Source organism: Enterobacter cloacae complex sp. P15RS, assembly GCF_014895905.1.
Lineage (GTDB): Bacteria > Pseudomonadota > Gammaproteobacteria > Enterobacterales > Enterobacteriaceae > Enterobacter > Enterobacter quasihormaechei.
In genome coordinates, this window is the sequence record NZ_JADBQL010000028.1 from 13,142 (window position 1) to 32,477 (window position 19,336).

Genomic DNA, 19,336 nt, shown 5'->3' on the forward strand with positions numbered 1-19,336 from the left:
ATGGGTACGATTTAACGCTATGAACGCCTGTGATATATCGTTATATTTATTTGTATATAACGAAACGCACAGGAGCTTCAAATGGCACGTTCATGGGTACGCCTTTTCGCAGGGGCAACGCTGACACTCTCACTCACCGGCCACGCGCTGGCGGATGAAGGAAAAATCACGGTCTTTGCGGCGGCGTCGCTGACTAACGCGATGCAGGATATTGCTGCGGAATACAAAAAAGAGAAAAACGTCGAGGTTGTCTCGTCATTTGCTTCCTCTTCCACGCTGGCCCGCCAGATCGAAGCGGGGGCGCCTGCGGATCTGTTCATCTCTGCCGATCAGAAATGGATGGATTACGCGGTGGAGAAAAAGTCTGTTGAAACGGCTACCCGCGAAACGCTGCTGGGCAATAGCCTGGTGGTGGTCGCGCCCGCAAACAGCAAGCAGGGCGACATTGCCATTAACAAACAGACGGACTGGACCCGTCTGCTGAACGGTGGCCGTCTGGCGGTGGGCGATCCGGAGCATGTTCCTGCCGGAATTTATGCGAAGGAAGCGCTGCAAAAGCTGGGCGCATGGGAGACCTTATCGCCTAAGCTGGCACCCGCAGAAGATGTGCGTGGCGCGCTGGCGCTGGTGGAGCGTAACGAAGCCCCACTCGGGATTGTTTACGGCTCCGATGCCGTCGCCAGTAAAGGCGTGAAGGTAGTGGGTACCTTCCCGGAAGACTCGCATCAGAAAGTGGAATATCCTGTTGCGATAGTTGATGGACATAAAAATGCGACCGTGACGGCCTTCGTTGACTACCTGAAGGGGCCGGAAGCGTCCGCTATCTTTAAACGTTACGGATTTACGACTCACGAATGATATTGACCGAACCTGAATGGCAGGCCGTGCTGCTGAGCCTGAAAGTCTCTTCCCTGGCGGTTGCGCTGAGTTTGCCCTTTGGGGTGTTCTTTGCCTGGTTACTGGTTCGCGTGAAGTTTCCAGGCAAAGCCCTGCTCGACAGTGTTCTTCATCTGCCGCTCGTCTTGCCGCCTGTGGTAGTCGGCTATCTGCTGCTGATCTCCATGGGGCGACGCGGCGTTATCGGCGAATGGTTGTACGACTGGTTTGGCCTGACCTTTGCTTTCAGCTGGCGCGGCGCGGTGCTTGCCGCGGCGGTGATGTCCTTCCCGCTGATGGTGCGCGCTATCCGTCTGGCGCTGGAAGCGGTGGATATCCGGCTGGAACAGGCCGCCCGCACGCTGGGCGCAGGCCGCTGGCGGGTATTTCTGACCATCACCCTGCCGCTCACGTTACCGGGCATTATCGTCGGTACGGTACTGGCCTTCGCCCGCTCGCTGGGCGAGTTTGGTGCGACTATTACTTTTGTATCAAACATTCCGGGCGAGACGCGGACCATCCCGTCGGCGATGTACACCCTGATTCAGACGCCGGGCGGCGAAGGTGCGGCGGCCCGGCTGTGTATTATTTCGATTGTGCTCGCCCTGGTCTCGCTGCTGGTGTCGGAGTGGCTGGCGCGCCTCAGCCGTGAACGGATGGGGAAACCGTGATGCTGGAACTCAACTTTACGCAAACCCTGGGCAACCACACCCTGACGCTGAACGAAACGCTGCCTGCCAGCGGTATCACCGCGATTTTTGGCGTTTCCGGGGCGGGAAAAACGTCGCTGATAAATGCGATTAGCGGCCTGACGCGCCCCCAGTCTGGCCGCATTGTGTTAAATAATCGCGTCTTAAACGACGCGGACAAGAAGGTTTACCTGTCACCGGACAAGCGCCGCATCGGCTATGTATTTCAGGATGCGCGCCTCTTTCCGCACTACAGCGTGCGCGGTAACCTGCGCTACGGCATGGCAAAAAGCATGGCCGGACAGTTCGATAAGCTGGTGGCGCTGCTGGGTATCGAATCGCTGCTGGATCGTCTGCCGTCTTCGCTGTCGGGCGGCGAAAAACAGCGCGTTGCGATTGGCCGCGCCCTGTTAACCGCGCCGGAACTGCTGCTGCTGGATGAGCCGCTGGCCTCGCTGGATATTCCGCGCAAGCGCGAGCTGCTGCCGTACCTGCAACGTCTGGCGCGGGAAATCAACGTGCCCATGCTGTACGTCAGCCATTCGCTGGATGAGATCTTACATCTGGCCGATAAAGTGCTGGTGCTGGAAGCGGGGAGGGTGAAGGCCTTCGGTAATCTCGAAGAGGTGTGGGGCAGCAGCGTTATGCACCCGTGGCTGCCAAAGGAGCAGCAGAGCAGCATTCTGAAGGTGAGCGTACTGGAGCACCATCCGCACTATGCAATGACCGCCCTGGCGCTGGGCGATCAGCATCTGTGGGTTAACAAAATCGACACGCCGATTCAGTCGACGTTACGCATCCGCATTCAGGCGTCAGATGTCTCACTGGTCCTGCAACCGCCGCTGCAAACCAGTATCCGCAATGTGTTGCGCGCAAAAGTGGCGCAGTGTTTTGATGATAACGGCCAGGTGGAAGTGCAGCTGGAAGTGGGCAGCAGAACGCTGTGGGCGCGCATCAGCCCGTGGGCCAGGGATGAGTTAGGCATCAGGCCTGGCCTGTGGCTTTACGCGCAAATCAAGAGCGTCTCCATCACCGCCTGATTACAGCAGGTGGGTATAGATAAACTGCGCGATGCTGTCGGTGGTGTTATCGCCAATCACTACGTCAGCACGCGCTTTCACCGCGTCATCGGCATTGCCCATCGCCACGCCCGTGCCGGCGGCTTCCAGCATGCTGATGTCGTTATAGTTATCGCCAAAGGCAATCACGTCCCGCATCGATCCGCCCTGAGATTCAACGAACTGGGTCAGACGTTTGCCTTTGCTGTTGCCTTTGCGGGCGATATCCACCTGATCGTGCCAGGACCATTCACATTCCAGACCCAGCGTATGCTCAACATGCTTTGCGAAGGTATTGAGTTTGCTGGTGTCCTCATCGGTCAGGGCAAATTTCCAGATAGCCTCAACGTCTTCCGCCGCCCGGCGCAGGGAGGCAACCTGAGTGAACACCGGACGCTGCGCTTCCGGCAGGGACAGAGCCCAGTTGCTGGTGCGGATCACATGACCGGTAGGGCGTTCATACAGCATGGCGTTATCCACATACATCAGGCCATGAATTGCGTGCTCATCCAGTAAATCAATCAATTGCAGCGCCTGAGAAACAGGAAGCGGATCGGAGGTTAAAACCTTTTTTGCCTGATAATCATACAAATAGGTGCCATTACAGCAAATTGCAGGTGTATCTAAGCCCAGTGCCTGATAAAAAGGATGAATGGCAACGTGATGTCGACCCGTTACGATGAGGAGTTGATACCCCGCTTCCTGGGCTCGTTTGAGGGCTTCAAGGGAAGAGGGGAGCAGGGTTTTCTGCGGGGTAAGCAGTGTTCCGTCTAAATCCAGTGCAATCACTCGCGAGGTCATTTTTTCTTCCGGGTTAACGTTGAATTTAAGGTCTGTCGGGATGGTACACCGAGAGCGGAACCCTGCAAAATCCCGGACTACAATTCAGCATTCACCGTTAAAAAATAATCAGGAGTATTCATGAAACAAACCGTTTATACCGCCAGTCCTGAAAGTCAGCAGATCCATGTCTGGCGTTTGAATACAGAAGGTTCGCTTACGCTGGTTCAGGTTGTTGATGTGCCAGGCCAGGTTCAGCCGATGGTCGTCAGCCCGGATAAACGTTTTCTTTATGTCGGCGTGCGCCCGGAATTCCGCGTGCTGGCCTACCGCATCTCCCCGGATGATGGCGCCCTGACCTATACCGCAGAAGCCCCGCTGCCGGGCAGCCCGACCCATATTTCTACCGACCACAAAGGCAACTTTATCTTCAGCGGCTCCTACAATGCAGGCTGCGTGAGCGTTACCCGCCTGGAAGACGGTATTCCCGTTGAAACCGTCGACGTGGTCGAAGGGCTCGAAGGATGCCACTCCGCCAACATCTCGCCGGATAACCGTACGCTGTGGGTGCCCGCGCTGAAGCAGGATCGCATCTGCCTGTTTACCCTGAGCGATGACGGCCATCTGGTCGCGCAAAGCCCGGCGGAAGTCACCACCGTGGAAGGGGCAGGCCCGCGCCACATGGTCTTCCACCCGAATCAGCAGTATGCCTATGTCGTTAACGAGCTGAACAGCTCGGTAGACGTGTGGGAACTGAAAGATCCTAACGGGCAGATTGAGTGCGTACAGACGCTGGATATGATGCCATCTGACTTCTCCGACACGCGTTGGGCGGCAGACATTCATATCACGCCGGATGGCCGTCACCTGTATGCCTGCGATCGTACCTCCAGCCTGATCACCGTGTTCAGCGTTTCAGAAGACGGCAGCGTCCTGGCAGTTGAAGGCTTCCAGCCGACAGAAACCCAGCCGCGCGGCTTTAACGTCGACCACAGCGGCAAATACCTGATTGCGGCGGGGCAGAAATCCCACCACATCGCGCTGTATGAAATCACAGGCGTGCAGGGGCTGCTGGAAGAGAAAGGCCGCTACGCGGTCGGACAAGGTCCAATGTGGGTTGTGATTAACGCGCACTGATCCGCAGACGAAAAAAAACCTCGCACATGCGAGGTTTTTTTATGTCTGGAGTAGGCCGGGTAAGGCGAAGCCGCCACCCGGCAAAACAGCTTACTGCTTCGGCTCAGCAACCACTTTACTGCCCAGACCGCGGTTGTTGTATTCCCACATGCGGTTGAAGTTAGCGTCGTTCAGGTTGCGCTGCACGTTCTCTTTATCATCCACCGTGCCCGTGTTGCCGGAGAATGGACGTTTCGAGATCGCCGCATCCGCCCACGGTTTCGCCATGTTAAAGCCTTCATTAATCACGCTGTCGCGGATCACGACCTGGCCATTGGTGGCAGAGTCTACGTCCAGAGAGCGACCAAGCTGGGCAACGCCATCGCCAGCCGCAGTAAAGCGGCTATTCACGGCCAGGAAACCATAGAACAGGTTGGACTGCGTGGCCGGTGCGAACACGTAACCTTCCTGCTGAGTACGTGAATTCACCACGCGGAAATCGGTGTTCTCAAACACCACCGCACCGCGGCCAGAGACCATATCCACGTCGCCTTCAACGTAGCTGTTGGTCACCAGAGTACGCGTCAGACGGTTGTTCTGAAGGGTGTTTTGCACGCCGCTGTTGGTCACGAAGAAGGTGTTCTGGCGGCCCAGAATATTGACGTTGTTAATCTGTACCTTGTCGCCATCGCTGCGCAGCGCCACGGCCTGGTGATTACCCGCGTCAACGCTGTCCCCCAGGGTGTTCTGAATGGTCAGGTTCTGCAATTGCAGGCCGTTGTTCTGTGACCAGAATACCGCAGAGCACATCACGCCAATGGTGGCGGCACGCTTGCTCTGGCAGTTATCAAACATATACCACGCCGGTTTACCTGGCATGTATTTACCGGCCGGGTTCACCAGATGACGCCAGGTGGTACTGTCGATTTCGGAATCAATCGCCAGGCCAATTTTCACGTCGACCGCTTTTTCACCCAGGCCGTAAAGCGTAATGCTTCCCGGCGCGGCAGGAACGTAAACGGTTCCTTCGTATTCACCCGGCAGGATGGCAATGTACTGACGAGATGCGCTGTGCTTGGTGATGGCAGCATCCACGGCTGCCTGTATGGAGGTGTGCGTCACGCCCTGCGCCCCGGCCGGACCCACAACGAAGTCTGGCTGTTTCGGCAGATTAATAGAAGAAGGCGTCCACGGGGCTGCATTAGGATCCATCGCCGAGAAGTAGTGCGCACGGGTGAAGTTCTTCGCTTCATCCGCTGACAGGATCGGACGGGAAGCGGTGCCCGGAGCAACCTGCTCAGAAGGTTGCTGATCCGGTGGAGTTGAACTGCAAGCGGATAAAGTCACGCCAAAGGCAAGTGCCAACGCCAGACGGGAAATCCTGGATATAGTCAAGGTAATGCTCCTGGGTATGCAAGTCTTATCTGGATAGACGAAATAGCCTGCTTTTTTATACTAAGTTGAGCGAAACGGGAAGATAAAAAGGGCAAAAGTTGCATTTTTGCCCTGAGGTGACGGGAAAGTCATCACAAATAAATAACATTTTCCCACAAGGCGGTTGACAGCAGGCGACAGATGAAAATAAATGTCTATACAACCCATGACAAGTGGAAGGCACATGCAGCAGCTTCATCCCGACGATGTGATATGGCGAAATGCGCGACTGGCAACCCTGGCCGCAGGCGAGCCGGAACCTTATGGCCTGAAGGCGCATCATGCCCTCGTCGTGCGCGGCCAGACGATCCTGGCCGTTATCCCTGATTCAGAGGTTCCCTCCGGGCATTCCCAGTGTGTCGATCTCCATGGACGTCTGGTGACACCCGGCCTGATTGACTGCCACACCCATCTGGTGTTCGGCGGCGATCGCGCAGCGGAATGGGAGCAACGGCTTAACGGCGTGTCGTATCAGCGTATCAGCGAGCAGGGCGGCGGCATTAACGCCACGGTCACGGCCACCCGCAATAGTTCGCCGGAAACGCTGCTGACCGTGGCACAGCAGCGGCTCCAGCGGTTGATGAATGAAGGCGTAACGACCGTTGAAATCAAATCGGGATACGGACTGAATGCCGAAGCCGAAGAGAAAATGCTGCGGGTTGCCCGCCAGCTCAGCCTGAACAATCAGGTCGATATCAGCCCGACGCTGCTGGCCGCGCACGCCGTCCCCGCGGAGTACCGACAGGATCCGGATGCGTATCTGACGCTGGTCTGTGAGCAGATCGTGCCCGCGCTGTGGCAAAAAGAGTTGTTTGAAGCGGTAGACGTGTTTTGTGAAAACGTTGGCTTTACGCCGGCGCAAACCGAGCGCCTGTTCCGGGCCGCCACCGCGCTCGGTATTCCGGTAAAAGGGCATGTGGAGCAACTGTCGAATCTGGGCGGTGCGGCGCTGGTCAGCCAGTATAAAGGGCTGTCGGCCGATCATATTGAGTATCTTGATGACGCGGGTATTCAGGCAATGGCGCAAAGCGGTACGGTGGCGGTATTGCTCCCCGGCGCGTTCTATTTTCTTCAGGAGCGCCAGCGTCCACCGGTGGCGCAGCTCAGAAAGCAGGGCGTGCCGATGGCCGTCGCCACCGACTACAACCCCGGCACCAGTCCGTTTGCCAGCCTGCATCTGGCGATGAACATGGCCTGCGTCCAGTTTGGCCTCACGCCGGAAGAGGTCTGGGCTGGCGTGACGCGTCATGCGGCGCAGGCGTTAGGACGTGGTGAGACGCACGGACAGTTAAGGGCGGGTTATGTGGCTGATTTCGTCGTCTGGGAGGCGGACCATCCGGTTGAGATGGTTTATGAGCCGGGGCGGAATCCTTTATATCAACGCGTGTTTCGGGGGCAGGTAGCATGAAATTGTGGCATCCCGTTTCCCCGCAGGTGTGGCAGGGACGTGACGACAGCGCCGAGTCCAGCACCGCAAAACGTCTCTTCCAGACCATACAGCAGCGCGAACGCTTTTCACCCGTACCGTCGGGCATCGCCCTGATGGGCTTTGAATGTGATGAAGGCGTAAAGCGTAACCAGGGCAGGTCCGGCGCTGCACGGGCGCCCGATGCGTTGCGCGGCGCGCTGGCGAATATGGCAAGCCATCAGGGACATGCGCGCCTCGTGGATATGGGCTCCATTTACGTTGAGGGCAATGATCTGGAGGCGGCTCAGCAGGCGCTGAGCGAGGCCATAACCGCGTGTCAGCAATCCGGGATGCGTACCCTTGTTTTCGGCGGTGGACATGAAACCGCCTGGGCGCACGGGCGCGGCGTACTGGACGCTTTTCCACAGGATCGCGTTGCGGTGATTAACCTCGATGCGCACCTCGATTTGCGCAAGGCCGAGCGGGCCACCTCCGGCACGCCGTTCCGCCAGCTGGCGCAGTACTGCGCGTCGCAGTCGCGGGACTTTCTCTACGCCTGCCTGGGGGTCAGCCGCGCGGCGAATACTCAGGCGCTGTGGGAGGAAGCCGGGCGGCTGAACGTTACGCTGGTTGAAGATATTGATTTTCGCCGCGACGCGTTATCCGCACTGGATAGCGTGCTTGCGCAGGCAGATCGGGTTTATCTCACCGTTGACCTCGATGTGCTGCCCGCCGCAGAAATGCCCGCCGTGTCGGCCCCTGCGGCGTTGGGGATCCCGGCGCTGGATCTGTTACCGGTGATTGAGCGTATCTGCCGAAGCGGTAAACTACAGGCGGCGGATCTGGTGGAATATAATCCGCACTACGACCGGGACGGTCAGGGGGCGAAACTTGCAGCCCGACTGGCCTGGCAAATTGCTCACTGGTGGGCATAACACATTACAGGAGTCAGCATGTTTTCACGCTCACCGCAGCAACCCTCCAGCCCACCCGCACCTTTTTATGAGAAGGTGAAAAAGGCGATCAGCGAAAAAATTGCTGCCGGCGTCTGGCGTCCGCACGATCGTATTCCCTCCGAAGCCGAGCTGGTCGCACAGTTTGGCTTTAGCCGGATGACCGTCAACCGGGCGCTGCGGGAACTTACCGATGAGGGATTGCTGGTGCGTTTGCAGGGCGTCGGGACCTTCGTGGCCGAGCCCAAAGGGCAGTCGGCGCTGTTTGAAATCCGCAGCATTGCCGATGAAATTGCCGCCCGTAACCATCAGCACCATTGCGAGGTGCTGGTGCTTGAAGAGACGCAGGCCAGCGCCGAGCAGGCCATCGAGCTGAACGTTAAAGAGGGCACGCGAATTTTTCATTCGGTGATGGTGCATTATGAGAACGACATTCCGGTCCAGATTGAGGATCGCTGCGTCAACGCGGAGCGGATACCGGACTACCTGAACCAGGATTACACCCAAACCACGCCGCACGCGTATCTCTCGCTCGTCGCCCCGCTGACGGAAGGGGAGCATATCGTGGAGGCCGTGCGCGCGACCCCGCAGGAGTGCGAGCTGTTGCGCATTAAAGAGCACGATCCCTGCCTGCTGATCCGCCGTCGGACCTGGTCGTCCACGCACATTGTGTCGCATGCGAAGCTGCTGTTCCCGGGGGATCGCTACCGGTTACAGGGCCATTTTATGTCATAAGTTTTATAAGCGTGATCGCTAACGCAATATAGCAAAATTGTATCTTTTTTGTTAAATCCGGCCTTGTGTGTGCTTGTCTATACAAGTATATCTAAATGCATCACCTGTCCCGAATGAGGAACACACAATGTCGTCAGATAAATACCGCAAGCAGGATGTCCGCGCCCCGCGCGGCACCACGCTCACCGCAAAAAGCTGGCTCACTGAAGCACCGCTGCGCATGTTGATGAACAACCTCGATCCTGAGGTGGCTGAAAATCCCCACGAGCTGGTGGTCTACGGCGGTATTGGCCGCGCCGCGCGCAACTGGGCGTGCTATGACGCCATTGTCGACTCTTTGACGAATCTCGAAAACGACGAAACGCTGCTGGTGCAGTCCGGCAAGCCGGTCGGCGTATTCAAAACCCATAAAAATGCGCCACGGGTGCTGATTGCCAACTCCAACCTGGTACCGCACTGGGCGACGTGGGAGCACTTTAACGAGCTGGACGCGAAAGGGCTGGCCATGTACGGCCAGATGACCGCCGGCAGCTGGATCTACATCGGCAGCCAGGGGATTGTGCAGGGCACCTATGAAACCTTCGTGGAAGCGGGGCGTCAGCACTATAACGGCACGCTGAAAGGCCGCTGGGTGCTTACCGCCGGACTGGGCGGCATGGGCGGTGCCCAGCCGCTGGCCGCAACGCTGGCGGGCGCGTGTTCGCTGAACATTGAATGCCAGCAGAGCCGCATTGATTTCCGTCTGCGTACCCGTTACGTCGATGAACAGGCCGACAACCTCGATGACGCACTGGCGCGCATCAAACGCTACACCGCCGAAGGAAAAGCGGTGTCGGTTGCCCTGTGCGGCAATGCGGCGGATATTCTTCCTGAACTGGTCGCGCGCGGCGTGCGTCCGGATCTGGTTACCGACCAGACCAGCGCCCACGATCCGCTCCACGGCTATCTGCCAAAAGGCTGGACGTGGGAAGACTACCAGCAAAAAGCAGAAACCGACCCTGAAGGTACGGTGCTGGCGGCGAAGCGTTCGATGGCGGAACACGTCTCCGCGATGCTGGCCTTCAGCCAGATGGGTATTCCAACCTTTGATTACGGGAATAACATCCGCCAGATGGCGAAAGAGATGGGTGTGAATAACGCCTTTGACTTCCCGGGCTTCGTGCCCGCCTATATTCGTCCGCTGTTCTGTCGCGGCATCGGGCCGTTCCGCTGGGTTGCCCTGTCCGGCGACCCGGAAGATATCTACAAAACCGATGCCAAAGTGAAGGAAATTGTTGCCGACGACGAACACCTGCACCGCTGGCTGGATATGGCGCGCGAGCGCATTAATTTCCAGGGCTTACCGGCGCGTATCTGCTGGGTCGGGCTGGAGTGGCGGCAAAAACTCGGCCTGGCCTTTAACGAAATGGTGCGCAGCGGTGAGGTCTCCGCGCCGATTGTTATTGGTCGCGATCACCTGGACTCCGGCTCCGTCGCCAGTCCGAACCGTGAAACCGAAGCCATGCGCGACGGCTCGGATGCGGTTTCCGACTGGCCGCTGCTGAATGCTTTACTGAATACCGCCAGCGGTGCGACCTGGGTGTCGCTGCACCACGGCGGCGGCGTTGGGATGGGCTTCTCCCAGCACTCGGGGATGGTTATTGTCTGTGACGGTACCGACGAAGCGGCGGCGCGTATTGCCCGCGTACTGCATAACGACCCGGCAACCGGCGTGATGCGCCATGCGGATGCGGGTTACGAGATTGCCATTGATTGTGCCAAAGAGCAGGGTCTGAACCTGCCGATGATCCACGCCACACAAGGAAAGCCTGCATGAACGCCTTAACACTCACTCCCGGCTCTCTGACGCTCAAACAGCTGCGTAACGTCTGGCGTAAGCCGGTCACGCTCTCCCTTGACGAAAGCGCCCACCGTGCCATTAACGACAGCGTGGCCTGCGTAGAGGCGATTGTGGCAGAGGGACGCACCGCCTACGGCATCAATACCGGGTTTGGCCTGCTGGCGCAGACCCGCATCGCTACGCACGATCTGGAGAATCTACAGCGCTCGCTGGTGCTATCGCACGCGGCGGGGGTTGGCCAGCCGCTGGATGATGAGATTGTCCGCCTGATGATGGTATTGAAAATCAATAGCCTGGCGCGTGGTTTTTCCGGCATTCGCCTGAGTGTGATCCAGGCGCTGATGGCGCTGGTCAATGCGGAAGTTTACCCGTGGATCCCGGCGAAAGGTTCTGTCGGGGCCTCCGGCGATCTGGCGCCGCTGGCGCATATGTCGCTGCTGCTGCTGGGTGAAGGCAAAGCGCGCTGGCAGGGCGAGTGGCTGCCTGCGAAAGAGGCGTTGGCAAAAGCCGGCTTAACCCCAATCACCCTCGCGGCAAAAGAGGGGCTGGCGCTGCTTAACGGCACCCAGGCGTCGACCGCTTTCGCGCTGCGCGGCCTGTTTGAAGCGGAAGATCTGTTCGCCTCCGCGGTGGTCTGCGGTGCGCTGACCACCGAAGCCGTGCTCGGCTCACGTCGTCCGTTTGACGCGCGTATTCACGCGGTGCGCGGCCAGCGCGGGCAGATTGATGCCGCCGCCATGTACCGCCACGTGCTTACCGACACGAGTGAGATTGCGGATTCACACCATAACTGTGAGAAGGTGCAGGATCCGTATTCCCTGCGCTGTCAGCCGCAGGTGATGGGCGCATGCCTGACGCAGCTGCGCCAGGCGGCAGAGGTGCTGCTGGTGGAGGCCAATGCGGTCTCCGACAATCCGCTGGTGTTTGCTCAGGAAAATGAGGTGGTTTCCGGCGGCAACTTCCACGCCGAGCCGGTGGCAATGGCGGCGGATAATATCGCGCTGGCGATTGCCGAAGTGGGCGCGTTGTCCGAACGTCGCATCGCGCTGATGATGGATAAACATATGTCCCAGCTGCCGCCGTTCCTGGTGCGCAACGGTGGGGTGAACTCGGGCTTTATGATCGCCCAGGTGACCGCCGCGGCGCTGGCAAGCGAGAACAAAGCGCTGTCGCATCCGCACAGCGTGGATAGCCTGCCAACCTCCGCGAACCAGGAAGATCACGTGTCGATGGCCCCGGCTGCCGGGCGTCGACTGTGGGAGATGGCCTCTAACACCCGTGGCGTGCTGGCAGTAGAATGGTTGGCGGCGTGTCAGGGTATCGATCTGCGCGAAGGGCTTAAATCCAGCCCGCTGCTGGAGCAGGCGCGTCATACGCTGCGCGAGCACGTTACGCACTATGATGATGACCGCTTCTTTGCGCCGGATATTGATAAGGCGATGCAGCTTCTGGAAGAAGGAACCCTTGCAGGACTGCTACCTTCCGTGCTGTGATTTTTTTGCCCGGTGGCGCTGCGCTTACCGGGCCTGCGAATGCGAAATGTAGGCCGGGTAAGGCGTAGCCGCCACCCGGCTTTTTTTTATGAATACATCGCCGTAATCGACGCGCTGCCCAGCGTATGGAAATGGACGTTGAAACCGACCATCGCGCCGCTTGCCTCTTCGTCAACCTCAATCTTGTCCACGTCCAGCGCGTGCACCGTGAAGATATAGCGGTGGGTTTCCCCTTTTGGCGGCGCCGCGCCGCCGTAGCCCGCTTTACCAAAGTCCGTGCGCGTCTGTATCGCGCCGTCCGGCAGGGCGACCAGGTCGGAGCCCGACCCCTGCGGCAGCACGCGCGTATCCGCAGGCAGGTTTGCCACCACCCAGTGCCACCAGCCGGAGCCGGTCGGGGCGTCCGGATCGTAGCAGGTCACCACAAAGCTTTTGGTTCCCGGCGGCACGTCGTCCCACGCCAGATGGGGAGAGATGTTATCCCCCTGATAGCCCATCCCGTTAAACACGTGACGTTCCGGCAGCTTTTCGCCGTCGCGCAAATCTTTACTGATGATTTTCATCCGATTTCCCTCGTTACTGACTCATTCAGAAAGTGTAACGCATGGGGCTAAATCGTGAAATGCGCTGGCATGTGAACGGCTTTGACCACTGCGTCGGTCAGTTTGCGTAACTGCTCCGGAGAAATGGTGTATGGCGGCATGAGGTAAATCAGCTTGCCGAAGGGCCGCACCCACACGCCCTGGTCAACGAAGAAGCGCTGCAATGCGGCCATGTTTACCGGATGCGTTGTCTCGATCACGCCGATGGCGCCCAGCACGCGGACGTCCGCAACGTATTCCGCTTTCGCCGCCGCGCTTAGCTGCTGCTTCAGCTGCGCCTCAATCGCCGCCACCTGCGCCTGCCACTCGCCGCTTTCCAGAATGGCGAGGCTTTCGCTTGCCACGGCGCAGGCCAGCGGGTTGCCCATAAACGTCGGGCCGTGCATAAAGCAGCCCGCGTCGCCGTCGCTGATGGTGTCGGCAACATGCCGGGTGGTGAGCGTGGCGGAGAGCGTCATGGTGCCGCCGGTCAACGCTTTACCCAGGCACAAAATATCCGGTGCGATCCCCGCATGTTCGCAGGCGAAAAGCTTCCCGGTGCGGCCAAAGCCGGTGGCAATCTCATCGGCAATCAGCAGAATACCTTCGCGGTCGCACATCTTGCGAATGCGCTTCAGCCACTCGGGGTGGTACATCCGCATTCCGCCCGCGCCCTGCACAATCGGTTCGAGAATAACGGCGGCAATTTCATGGCGATGGGCCGCCATCAGCCGCGCGAAGCCCACCATGTCCCTCTCGTCCCATTCGCCGTCAAAGCGGCTTTGCGGAGCCGGGGCAAACAGGTTTTCCGGCAGATAGCCTTTCCACAGGCTGTGCATGGAGTTGTCCGGATCGCACACCGACATCGCCCCGAAGGTGTCGCCGTGATAGCCGTTGCGGAAGGTGAGAAACCGCTGGCGCGTTTCGCCCTTCGCATGCCAGTACTGCAACGCCATTTTCATCGCCACCTCCACGGCTACCGAGCCGGAATCTGCAAGGAACACGCACTCCAGCGCGTCGGGGGTCATTGCGACCAGGCGGCGACACAGATCGACCGCAGGCTGATGGGTGATCCCGCCAAACATCACGTGTGACATCCGGTCAATCTGCGCCTTCATCGCCGCGTTCAGCCGCGGGTGGTTGTAGCCATGGATCGCCGCCCACCAGGAGGACATTCCGTCAACCAGCCGCTCGCCGCTGGCGAGATGCAGCTCGCAGCCGTGGGCAGAGGCCACCGGATAGACGGGAAGGGGGCGGGTCGTAGAGGTGTAAGGGTGCCAGATATGCTGCTTGTCGAAGGCGAGATCGTCCTGGGTCATAATCGACTTGTAAACCATTTTGAAAAGTTTTAGGTTTACAAGTATAAACCGAACCGACAATTAACAAAACCCTTTGGAGAAGCCCGATGGCTCACCACGCACGCTGGACGATGTCGCAAGTCACTGAATTATTCAATAAACCTTTTCTGGAGCTGATGTTTGAAGCGCAACAGGTGCACCGCCAGCACTTCGATCCTCGGCATGTGCAGGTCAGCACGCTGCTGTCGATCAAAACCGGGGCCTGCCCGGAAGACTGCAAATATTGCCCGCAAAGCGCGCGCTACAAAACCGGTCTCGAATCCGAACGCCTGATGGAAGTTGAGCAGGTGCTCGACTCCGCGCGTAAGGCCAAAAACGCCGGCTCGACCCGCTTCTGCATGGGCGCCGCGTGGAAAAATCCACATGACCGCGACATGCCCTATCTGGAGCAGATGGTGAAGGGCGTGAAGGAGATGGGGCTTGAGGCCTGCATGACCCTCGGCACGCTGAACGAGGAGCAGGCGCAGCGCCTCTCGGCGGCGGGGCTGGATTACTACAACCACAATCTTGATACCTCGCCAGAATTTTACGGGAATATCATCACCACGCGCACCTATCAGGAGCGTCTGGACACGCTGGATAAAGTGCGCGATGCGGGGATCAAGGTCTGTTCCGGCGGTATCGTGGGGCTGGGCGAGACGGTAAAAGATCGTGCCGGCCTGCTTTTACAGCTGGCGAACCTGCCGACCCCGCCGGAAAGCGTGCCCATCAACATGCTGGTGAAGGTAAAAGGCACGCCGCTGGCGGATAACGAGGACGTGGATGCCTTCGATTTTATCCGCACCATCGCGGTGGCGCGCATCATGATGCCGACCTCCTACGTGCGCCTCTCTGCCGGTCGCGAGCAGATGAGCGAGCAGACCCAGGCGATGTGCTTTATGGCCGGGGCCAACTCTATTTTCTACGGCTGCAAGCTCCTGACCACGCCGAACCCGGAAGAGGACAAAGACGTCCAGCTGTTCCGCAAGCTGGGGCTGAACCCGCACCAGACAGAGGTGCTGGCGGGGGATAATGAGCAACAGCAGGAGCTGGAGCAGCAGATTTTCAACGCCGACACCGACCAGTTCTACAACGCGGCAGCCGTATGACCTGGCAGGCACGTATCAATTCCGCGCTCGACGAGCGTCGGGCAGCGGATGCGTTTCGGGTACGCGGGGTAGTGGAAAACGGCGCAGGCCGTTTTCTCACCCGGGAAGGCCGGCGGTTCTGTAATTTCTCCAGCAATGATTATCTTGGCCTGAGCCAGCACCCGCAGATCGTTCGCGCCTGGCAGCAGGGCGCGGAACGATACGGCGTGGGCAGCGGTGGCTCCGGGCACGTCAGCGGCTACACCACGGCGCATCAGGCGCTGGAGGAGGCGCTGGCCGACTGGCTGGGTTACCCGCGAGCGCTGCTGTTTATCTCCGGTTTTGCCGCGAATCAGGCGGTCATTGCCGCCCTGATGGGCAAAGACGACCGCATTGTCGCGGACCGCCTGAGCCATGCCTCCCTGCTTGAAGCGGCACACCTCAGCCCGGCACAGCTGCGGCGTTTTGCCCATAACGATGCCGCTCAGCTGAACGTCCTGCTGGGGAAACCCTGCGCAGGGCTTCAGCTGGCGGTAACGGAAGGGATCTTTAGCATGGATGGCGACAGCGCGCCCCTTGCCGCGCTGCACGACGCCGCAAAGCAGCAGAACGCCTGGCTGCTGGTTGACGATGCCCACGGCATTGGCGTTACCGGCGAGGAGGGACGCGGAAGCGCTTATCAGCAGGGCGTCAGGCCGGAACTGCTGGTGGTCACCTTTGGAAAAGGCTTTGGCGTCAGCGGCGCCGCGGTGTTATGCAGCGAGCCGGTGGCCGACTACCTGATGCAGTTCGCCCGACACCTGATCTACAGCACCAGCATGCCCCCGGCGCAGGCCGTGGCGCTGTCTGCCTCGCTGGACGTGATCCGCGGCGAGGATGGCGCTGAACGCCGCGCGCGCCTGGCTGAACATATTCAGCGTTTTCGTCGGGGAGTCAGCGAGCTTTCTTTCCGGCTAACCGACTCCCGCAGCGCCATTCAGCCCGTAATGGTGGGTGAAAACCCGCGCGCGCTGGCGCTGGCACAGATGCTGCGAGAACGCGGGCAGTGGGTAACGGCGATCCGTCCGCCCACCGTGCCGCCGGGTACGGCGCGTTTGCGTCTGACGCTCACGGCAGCGCACGAGCCGCAGGATATCGATACGCTTCTGGAGGCTCTGCATGTCTCCTGTCAATAAACAGGCCATTGCCGCCGCGTTTGGCCGTGCAGCGCAAAGCTATTCCCGGCACGATGAGCTGCAACGCCTGAGCGCGCGCGGGCTGCTGGCCGCGCTCGGCGAGAGCCGGTTTGCGCAGGTGCTGGACGCTGGCTGCGGGCCAGGAGGCAACAGCCGCTACTGGCGCGCAGCGGGCAGCCACGTGACGGCGCTGGATTTATCCGCGCAGATGCTGGATGAAGCCCGCCAGCAGCAGTCAGCAGACCGCTATCTGGTGGCCGACATCGAGGCCATTCCGCTGGAGGATGCCCAGTTTGACCTCGTCTGGAGCCATCTGGCGGTGCAGTGGTGCGCCAGCCTGCCGCAGGCGCTACGCGAGCTTTACCGCATGGCGCGTCCCGGCGGAACGGTGGCCTTTACCACCCTGCTGGAAAGTTCGTTGCCGGAGCTGAATCAGGCGTGGAAGGCGGTGGACGAGCAGCCGCACGCCAACCGGTTTCTCGCTCACGAGCAGGTCATTCAGGCGCTGGCAGGCTGGCGCTATCGCAGCGTGGTCCAGACCGTCACCCTCGAATTTAGCGATGCGTTAAGCGCCATGCGCTCTCTTAAGGGCATAGGCGCTACGCACCTGCACGCCGGGCGGGAGAAGAAACCCCTTACCCGCGGCCAGCTCCAGCGTCTGGAGCTGGCGTGGCCGCAGGAACGGGGCCAGTTCCCGCTCTCTTATCATCTTTTTCATGGGATTATTGAACGTGACTGAACGTTATTTTGTTACCGGCACGGACACTGAAGTCGGTAAAACCGTTGCCAGCGCCGCGCTGTTACAGGCGGCGCGTCTGCTGGGGAAAACGACGGCGGGGTATAAGCCCGTGGCCTCCGGCAGCGAGATGACGCCGGAAGGCTTACGCAATACCGATGCGCTGGCGCTACAGCGTAACAGCAGCCTTGCGCTGGCCTATTCTGCGGTAAATCCTTATACCTTTGCTGAACCCACCTCGCCGCACATCGTCAGCGCTGATGAAGATCGGCCGATTGATTTTTCGGTTCTCTCTTCCGGGTTACGCGCTCTGGAAACGCAGGCCAACTGGGTGCTGGTGGAAGGGGCCGGTGGCTGGTTCACCCCGCTGTCTGACGAGCAGACGTTTGCTGACTGGGTGCAGGCCGAACAGCTTCCGGTCATTCTGGTGGTGGGCGTGAAGCTTGGCTGCATCAACCACGCCATGCTGACCGCGCAGGCGGTGCAGCAGGCCGGGTTGCGTCTGGCTGGGTGGATTGCCAACGACGTGGTTGCGCCGGGTAAACGTCATGCTGAGTATCTGGCGACGCTGAAGCGAATGCTGCCTGCGCCGTTCCTCGGGGAGATCCCGTGGCTTGCCGACGGCGCAGAGCAGGCGGAAACCGGACGCTATCTTGACCTCAGCGCCTTATGTCCCGCGCCATCCAGTGGGCAATAAGATCGTCATCCAGCTCGTTTACGTGGCCCTGCGCCACGTTACGCCCGCGATAAAGCATGCAGAAACGATCCGCGACCCGGCGGATGAACGACAGCTGTTGCTCCGCTAACAGCACCGTCATGCCCAGCTCCCGATTTAGCCGCACCAGCAGTTGCCCGAGCCTGCGGGCAAAACGTTGTCCTGCGCCATACATAGGCTCGTCCAGGATCAGCACGCGCGGGCGATTAACCAGCGCGCTGGCGAGGGCGAGCTGATACTGGTCGTCAGGGGACAGCGTAGAGGCCCGGATCTGTCGCAGCGTATAAAGCTCCGGAAACAGGGCGTATACCTCATTTTTTAATGCCGGCTCGGGTTTCCCCGTCGCCCGCATGGCGATATGCAAATTTTCATCGACGGTCAGTTGGGAAAATATCCGCCGGTCCTGCGGGACGTAGCCTATTGTTGGCGTCGCAGGACATTCTGAGGCAGGGCTGAGCAAATTTTGCGGCGGTGCACCGGCCTCGTGCCAGATGATGGTGCCGCTCTCGACGGGCACTTTCCCGGTAATGCAGTTCATGAGCGTGGACTTACCCATACCCGGCAAGCCAACGATGCCTGTACAGATGCCTTGCGGGAAATCGATATTCACGTTCCATAGCGTATGTTGGCTTCCGTAAAACTGATTTACAGCACGCAGACTCAACATCTTTCTCTCCTTAAAAATGTGTGGGGTGATGCTCAGATTGATATCTGCAAAACGCCTGCCAGGAACTTCATAATGATTAAAAAAAGGCCGTTTTTAGGAATAACTCACTGCTAAAAGCGCAACGTTTGTTCGAAATGCACGCTTCCGGTGCCGTGCATGTCGGGTTGTGGTGCAGTGAAAATGACGGAAATGTGATTAAGATCTCGCCAGGTGCTTATGAAAAAATGAACGTTTTCCAGGCAAAAAAGAGTGATAAAAATATTTTATTGCCGCTTCGTGGGAAAAACCGGGAATTTGCGGGAGTGCATGCTGTACGGGCTGGAGGCAGTTATCCACTATTCCTGTGGATAACCTTGTGCATTAGAGTTAGAAAACACGCGATAAGCGAGAGAATACGCGGGTTACGCCCAAATTGATGCGAAACGCGGCTTTAGGAAATAGTCTATATTTTTTAACGAATTAGATAAAAGCAATTCCCTCAACCCCGGCGAGACCTGTTGCCATAAAACTTTCATAACCGCCCTTGACAAATGTTAAAAAAGTAATAGTTCTGGGGATAACCCCCTGAGGCTGGTGTTTTATAGGGTCACAGTCGAAATTTGGCTCGCGAACGCACTAATCCTCTCCGTGCTACGCTAAATATCCTGACACGCTA

18 protein-coding genes are annotated in these 19,336 nt (G+C 59.0%); 13 read left to right on the forward strand and 5 right to left on the reverse strand.

All coding sequences use genetic code 11. The features are described from left to right. Positions 1–81: 81 nt before the first annotated feature. Genes modA through modC form a run of 3 tightly spaced genes read left to right on the forward strand, consistent with a single transcriptional unit; the run spans position 82 to position 2,605 of the window. Positions 82–858, forward strand: coding sequence for a molybdate ABC transporter substrate-binding protein (modA, locus tag IM267_RS17165; protein ID WP_063449322.1), 777 nt, complete (start codon positions 82–84; stop codon positions 856–858). Continuing rightward, on the forward strand, positions 855–1,547 hold the full coding sequence (gene modB, locus IM267_RS17170; protein WP_063866136.1) for a molybdate ABC transporter permease subunit: 693 nt from the start codon (positions 855–857) through the stop codon (positions 1,545–1,547). The genes modA and modB overlap by 4 nt, the downstream gene beginning before the upstream one ends. Beyond that, a complete protein-coding gene (modC, locus tag IM267_RS17175) occupies positions 1,547–2,605 on the forward strand; it encodes a molybdenum ABC transporter ATP-binding protein ModC (RefSeq protein WP_193033884.1) in 1,059 nt (352 codons plus the stop codon). The genes modB and modC overlap by 1 nt, the downstream gene beginning before the upstream one ends. On the opposite strand, the gene IM267_RS17180 is transcribed toward modC, so the two are convergent. After that, positions 2,606–3,424, reverse strand: a complete 819-nt coding sequence (locus IM267_RS17180) for a pyridoxal phosphatase (protein ID WP_063449319.1) — start codon at positions 3,422–3,424, stop codon at positions 2,606–2,608. A 120-nt stretch (positions 3,425–3,544) separates the two neighbouring features. On the opposite strand from IM267_RS17180, the gene pgl reads away from it, so the two are divergent. Continuing rightward, complete coding sequence (gene pgl, locus IM267_RS17185; protein WP_063449318.1) at positions 3,545–4,540, forward strand: 6-phosphogluconolactonase; 996 nt, start codon at positions 3,545–3,547, stop codon at positions 4,538–4,540. A gap of 90 nt (positions 4,541–4,630) precedes the next feature. Here the strand turns inward: pgl and IM267_RS17190 are convergent, their stop codons facing one another. After that, entirely contained in the window at positions 4,631–5,914 is a 1,284-nt protein-coding gene (locus IM267_RS17190; RefSeq protein WP_063449317.1) for a putative acyl-CoA thioester hydrolase, read from the reverse strand. Between the two features lie 223 nt (positions 5,915–6,137). Between IM267_RS17190 and hutI the strand changes: the two genes are divergently transcribed. From hutI to hutH, 5 genes are all read left to right on the forward strand, one after another. Further along, entirely contained in the window at positions 6,138–7,361 is a 1,224-nt protein-coding gene (gene hutI, locus IM267_RS17195; protein WP_193033885.1) for an imidazolonepropionase, read from the forward strand. Beyond that, positions 7,358–8,296 (forward strand): formimidoylglutamase, encoded by a 939-nt coding sequence (hutG, locus tag IM267_RS17200; RefSeq protein WP_193033886.1) that lies wholly within the window; start codon positions 7,358–7,360, stop codon positions 8,294–8,296. The genes hutI and hutG overlap by 4 nt, the downstream gene beginning before the upstream one ends. Positions 8,297–8,314: 18 nt before the next feature. After that, the gene (locus IM267_RS17205; RefSeq protein ID WP_193033887.1) at positions 8,315–9,049 is read left to right on the forward strand and encodes a histidine utilization repressor; all 735 of its coding nucleotides are present in this window, start codon (positions 8,315–8,317) and stop codon (positions 9,047–9,049) included. Positions 9,050–9,176: 127 nt separating this feature from the next. Continuing rightward, complete coding sequence (gene hutU / locus IM267_RS17210) at positions 9,177–10,865, forward strand: urocanate hydratase (RefSeq protein WP_193033888.1); 1,689 nt, start codon at positions 9,177–9,179, stop codon at positions 10,863–10,865. Then, complete coding sequence (gene hutH / locus IM267_RS17215) at positions 10,862–12,382, forward strand: histidine ammonia-lyase (protein WP_063866144.1); 1,521 nt, start codon at positions 10,862–10,864, stop codon at positions 12,380–12,382. Before hutU ends, hutH begins: the two co-directional genes overlap by 4 nt. Before the next feature lie 86 nt (positions 12,383–12,468). Here the strand turns inward: hutH and IM267_RS17220 are convergent, their stop codons facing one another. Beyond that, positions 12,469–12,945: a kinase inhibitor gene (locus IM267_RS17220; RefSeq protein WP_063449311.1), complete on the reverse strand. Its 477-nt coding sequence runs from the start codon at positions 12,943–12,945 to the stop codon at positions 12,469–12,471. A gap of 47 nt (positions 12,946–12,992) precedes the next feature. After that, positions 12,993–14,300 carry an adenosylmethionine--8-amino-7-oxononanoate transaminase gene (bioA, locus tag IM267_RS17225; RefSeq protein ID WP_193033889.1) on the reverse strand — a complete coding sequence of 436 codons (1,308 nt, stop codon included), beginning with the start codon at positions 14,298–14,300 and terminating at the stop codon, positions 12,993–12,995. A gap of 68 nt (positions 14,301–14,368) precedes the next feature. On the opposite strand from bioA, the gene bioB reads away from it, so the two are divergent. From bioB to bioD, 4 genes are read left to right on the forward strand one after another with little or no spacing between them, the layout of a single operon-like run. Next, entirely contained in the window at positions 14,369–15,409 is a 1,041-nt protein-coding gene (gene bioB / locus IM267_RS17230; protein ID WP_063866146.1) for a biotin synthase BioB, read from the forward strand. Beyond that, positions 15,406–16,563, forward strand: a complete 1,158-nt coding sequence (gene bioF / locus IM267_RS17235) for an 8-amino-7-oxononanoate synthase (RefSeq protein ID WP_193033890.1) — start codon at positions 15,406–15,408, stop codon at positions 16,561–16,563. Before bioB ends, bioF begins: the two co-directional genes overlap by 4 nt. After that, positions 16,547–17,302 (forward strand): malonyl-ACP O-methyltransferase BioC, encoded by a 756-nt coding sequence (gene bioC, locus IM267_RS17240; RefSeq protein WP_193033891.1) that lies wholly within the window; start codon positions 16,547–16,549, stop codon positions 17,300–17,302. Before bioF ends, bioC begins: the two co-directional genes overlap by 17 nt. Then, positions 17,295–17,996, forward strand: a complete 702-nt coding sequence (bioD, locus tag IM267_RS17245; protein WP_193033892.1) for a dethiobiotin synthase — start codon at positions 17,295–17,297, stop codon at positions 17,994–17,996. Before bioC ends, bioD begins: the two co-directional genes overlap by 8 nt. On the opposite strand, the gene IM267_RS17250 is transcribed toward bioD, so the two are convergent. Further along, positions 17,959–18,681 (reverse strand): ABC transporter ATP-binding protein, encoded by a 723-nt coding sequence (locus IM267_RS17250; RefSeq protein WP_193033893.1) that lies wholly within the window; start codon positions 18,679–18,681, stop codon positions 17,959–17,961. The genes bioD and IM267_RS17250 overlap by 38 nt on opposite strands. Positions 18,682–19,336: the final 655 nt, after the last annotated feature.

Excerpts from the sequence above, each read along its gene's own strand:
- modA (WP_063449322.1), top strand. The coding sequence starts at position 82 with ATGGCACGTTCATGGGTACGCCTTTTCGCAGGGGCAACGCTGACACTC.
- modB (WP_063866136.1), top strand. The coding sequence starts at position 855 with ATGATATTGACCGAACCTGAATGGCAGGCCGTGCTGCTGAGCCTGAAA.
- modC (WP_193033884.1), top strand. The coding sequence starts at position 1,547 with ATGCTGGAACTCAACTTTACGCAAACCCTGGGCAACCACACCCTGACG.
- IM267_RS17180 (WP_063449319.1), bottom strand. The coding sequence starts at position 3,424 with ATGACCTCGCGAGTGATTGCACTGGATTTAGACGGAACACTGCTTACC.
- pgl (WP_063449318.1), top strand. The coding sequence starts at position 3,545 with ATGAAACAAACCGTTTATACCGCCAGTCCTGAAAGTCAGCAGATCCAT.
- hutI (WP_193033885.1), top strand. The coding sequence starts at position 6,138 with ATGCAGCAGCTTCATCCCGACGATGTGATATGGCGAAATGCGCGACTG.
- hutG (WP_193033886.1), top strand. The coding sequence starts at position 7,358 with ATGAAATTGTGGCATCCCGTTTCCCCGCAGGTGTGGCAGGGACGTGAC.
- IM267_RS17205 (WP_193033887.1), top strand. The coding sequence starts at position 8,315 with ATGTTTTCACGCTCACCGCAGCAACCCTCCAGCCCACCCGCACCTTTT.
- hutU (WP_193033888.1), top strand. The coding sequence starts at position 9,177 with ATGTCGTCAGATAAATACCGCAAGCAGGATGTCCGCGCCCCGCGCGGC.
- hutH (WP_063866144.1), top strand. The coding sequence starts at position 10,862 with ATGAACGCCTTAACACTCACTCCCGGCTCTCTGACGCTCAAACAGCTG.
- IM267_RS17220 (WP_063449311.1), bottom strand. The coding sequence starts at position 12,945 with ATGAAAATCATCAGTAAAGATTTGCGCGACGGCGAAAAGCTGCCGGAA.
- bioA (WP_193033889.1), bottom strand. The coding sequence starts at position 14,300 with ATGGTTTACAAGTCGATTATGACCCAGGACGATCTCGCCTTCGACAAG.
- bioB (WP_063866146.1), top strand. The coding sequence starts at position 14,369 with ATGGCTCACCACGCACGCTGGACGATGTCGCAAGTCACTGAATTATTC.
- bioF (WP_193033890.1), top strand. The coding sequence starts at position 15,406 with ATGACCTGGCAGGCACGTATCAATTCCGCGCTCGACGAGCGTCGGGCA.
- bioC (WP_193033891.1), top strand. The coding sequence starts at position 16,547 with ATGTCTCCTGTCAATAAACAGGCCATTGCCGCCGCGTTTGGCCGTGCA.
- IM267_RS17250 (WP_193033893.1), bottom strand. The coding sequence starts at position 18,681 with ATGTTGAGTCTGCGTGCTGTAAATCAGTTTTACGGAAGCCAACATACG.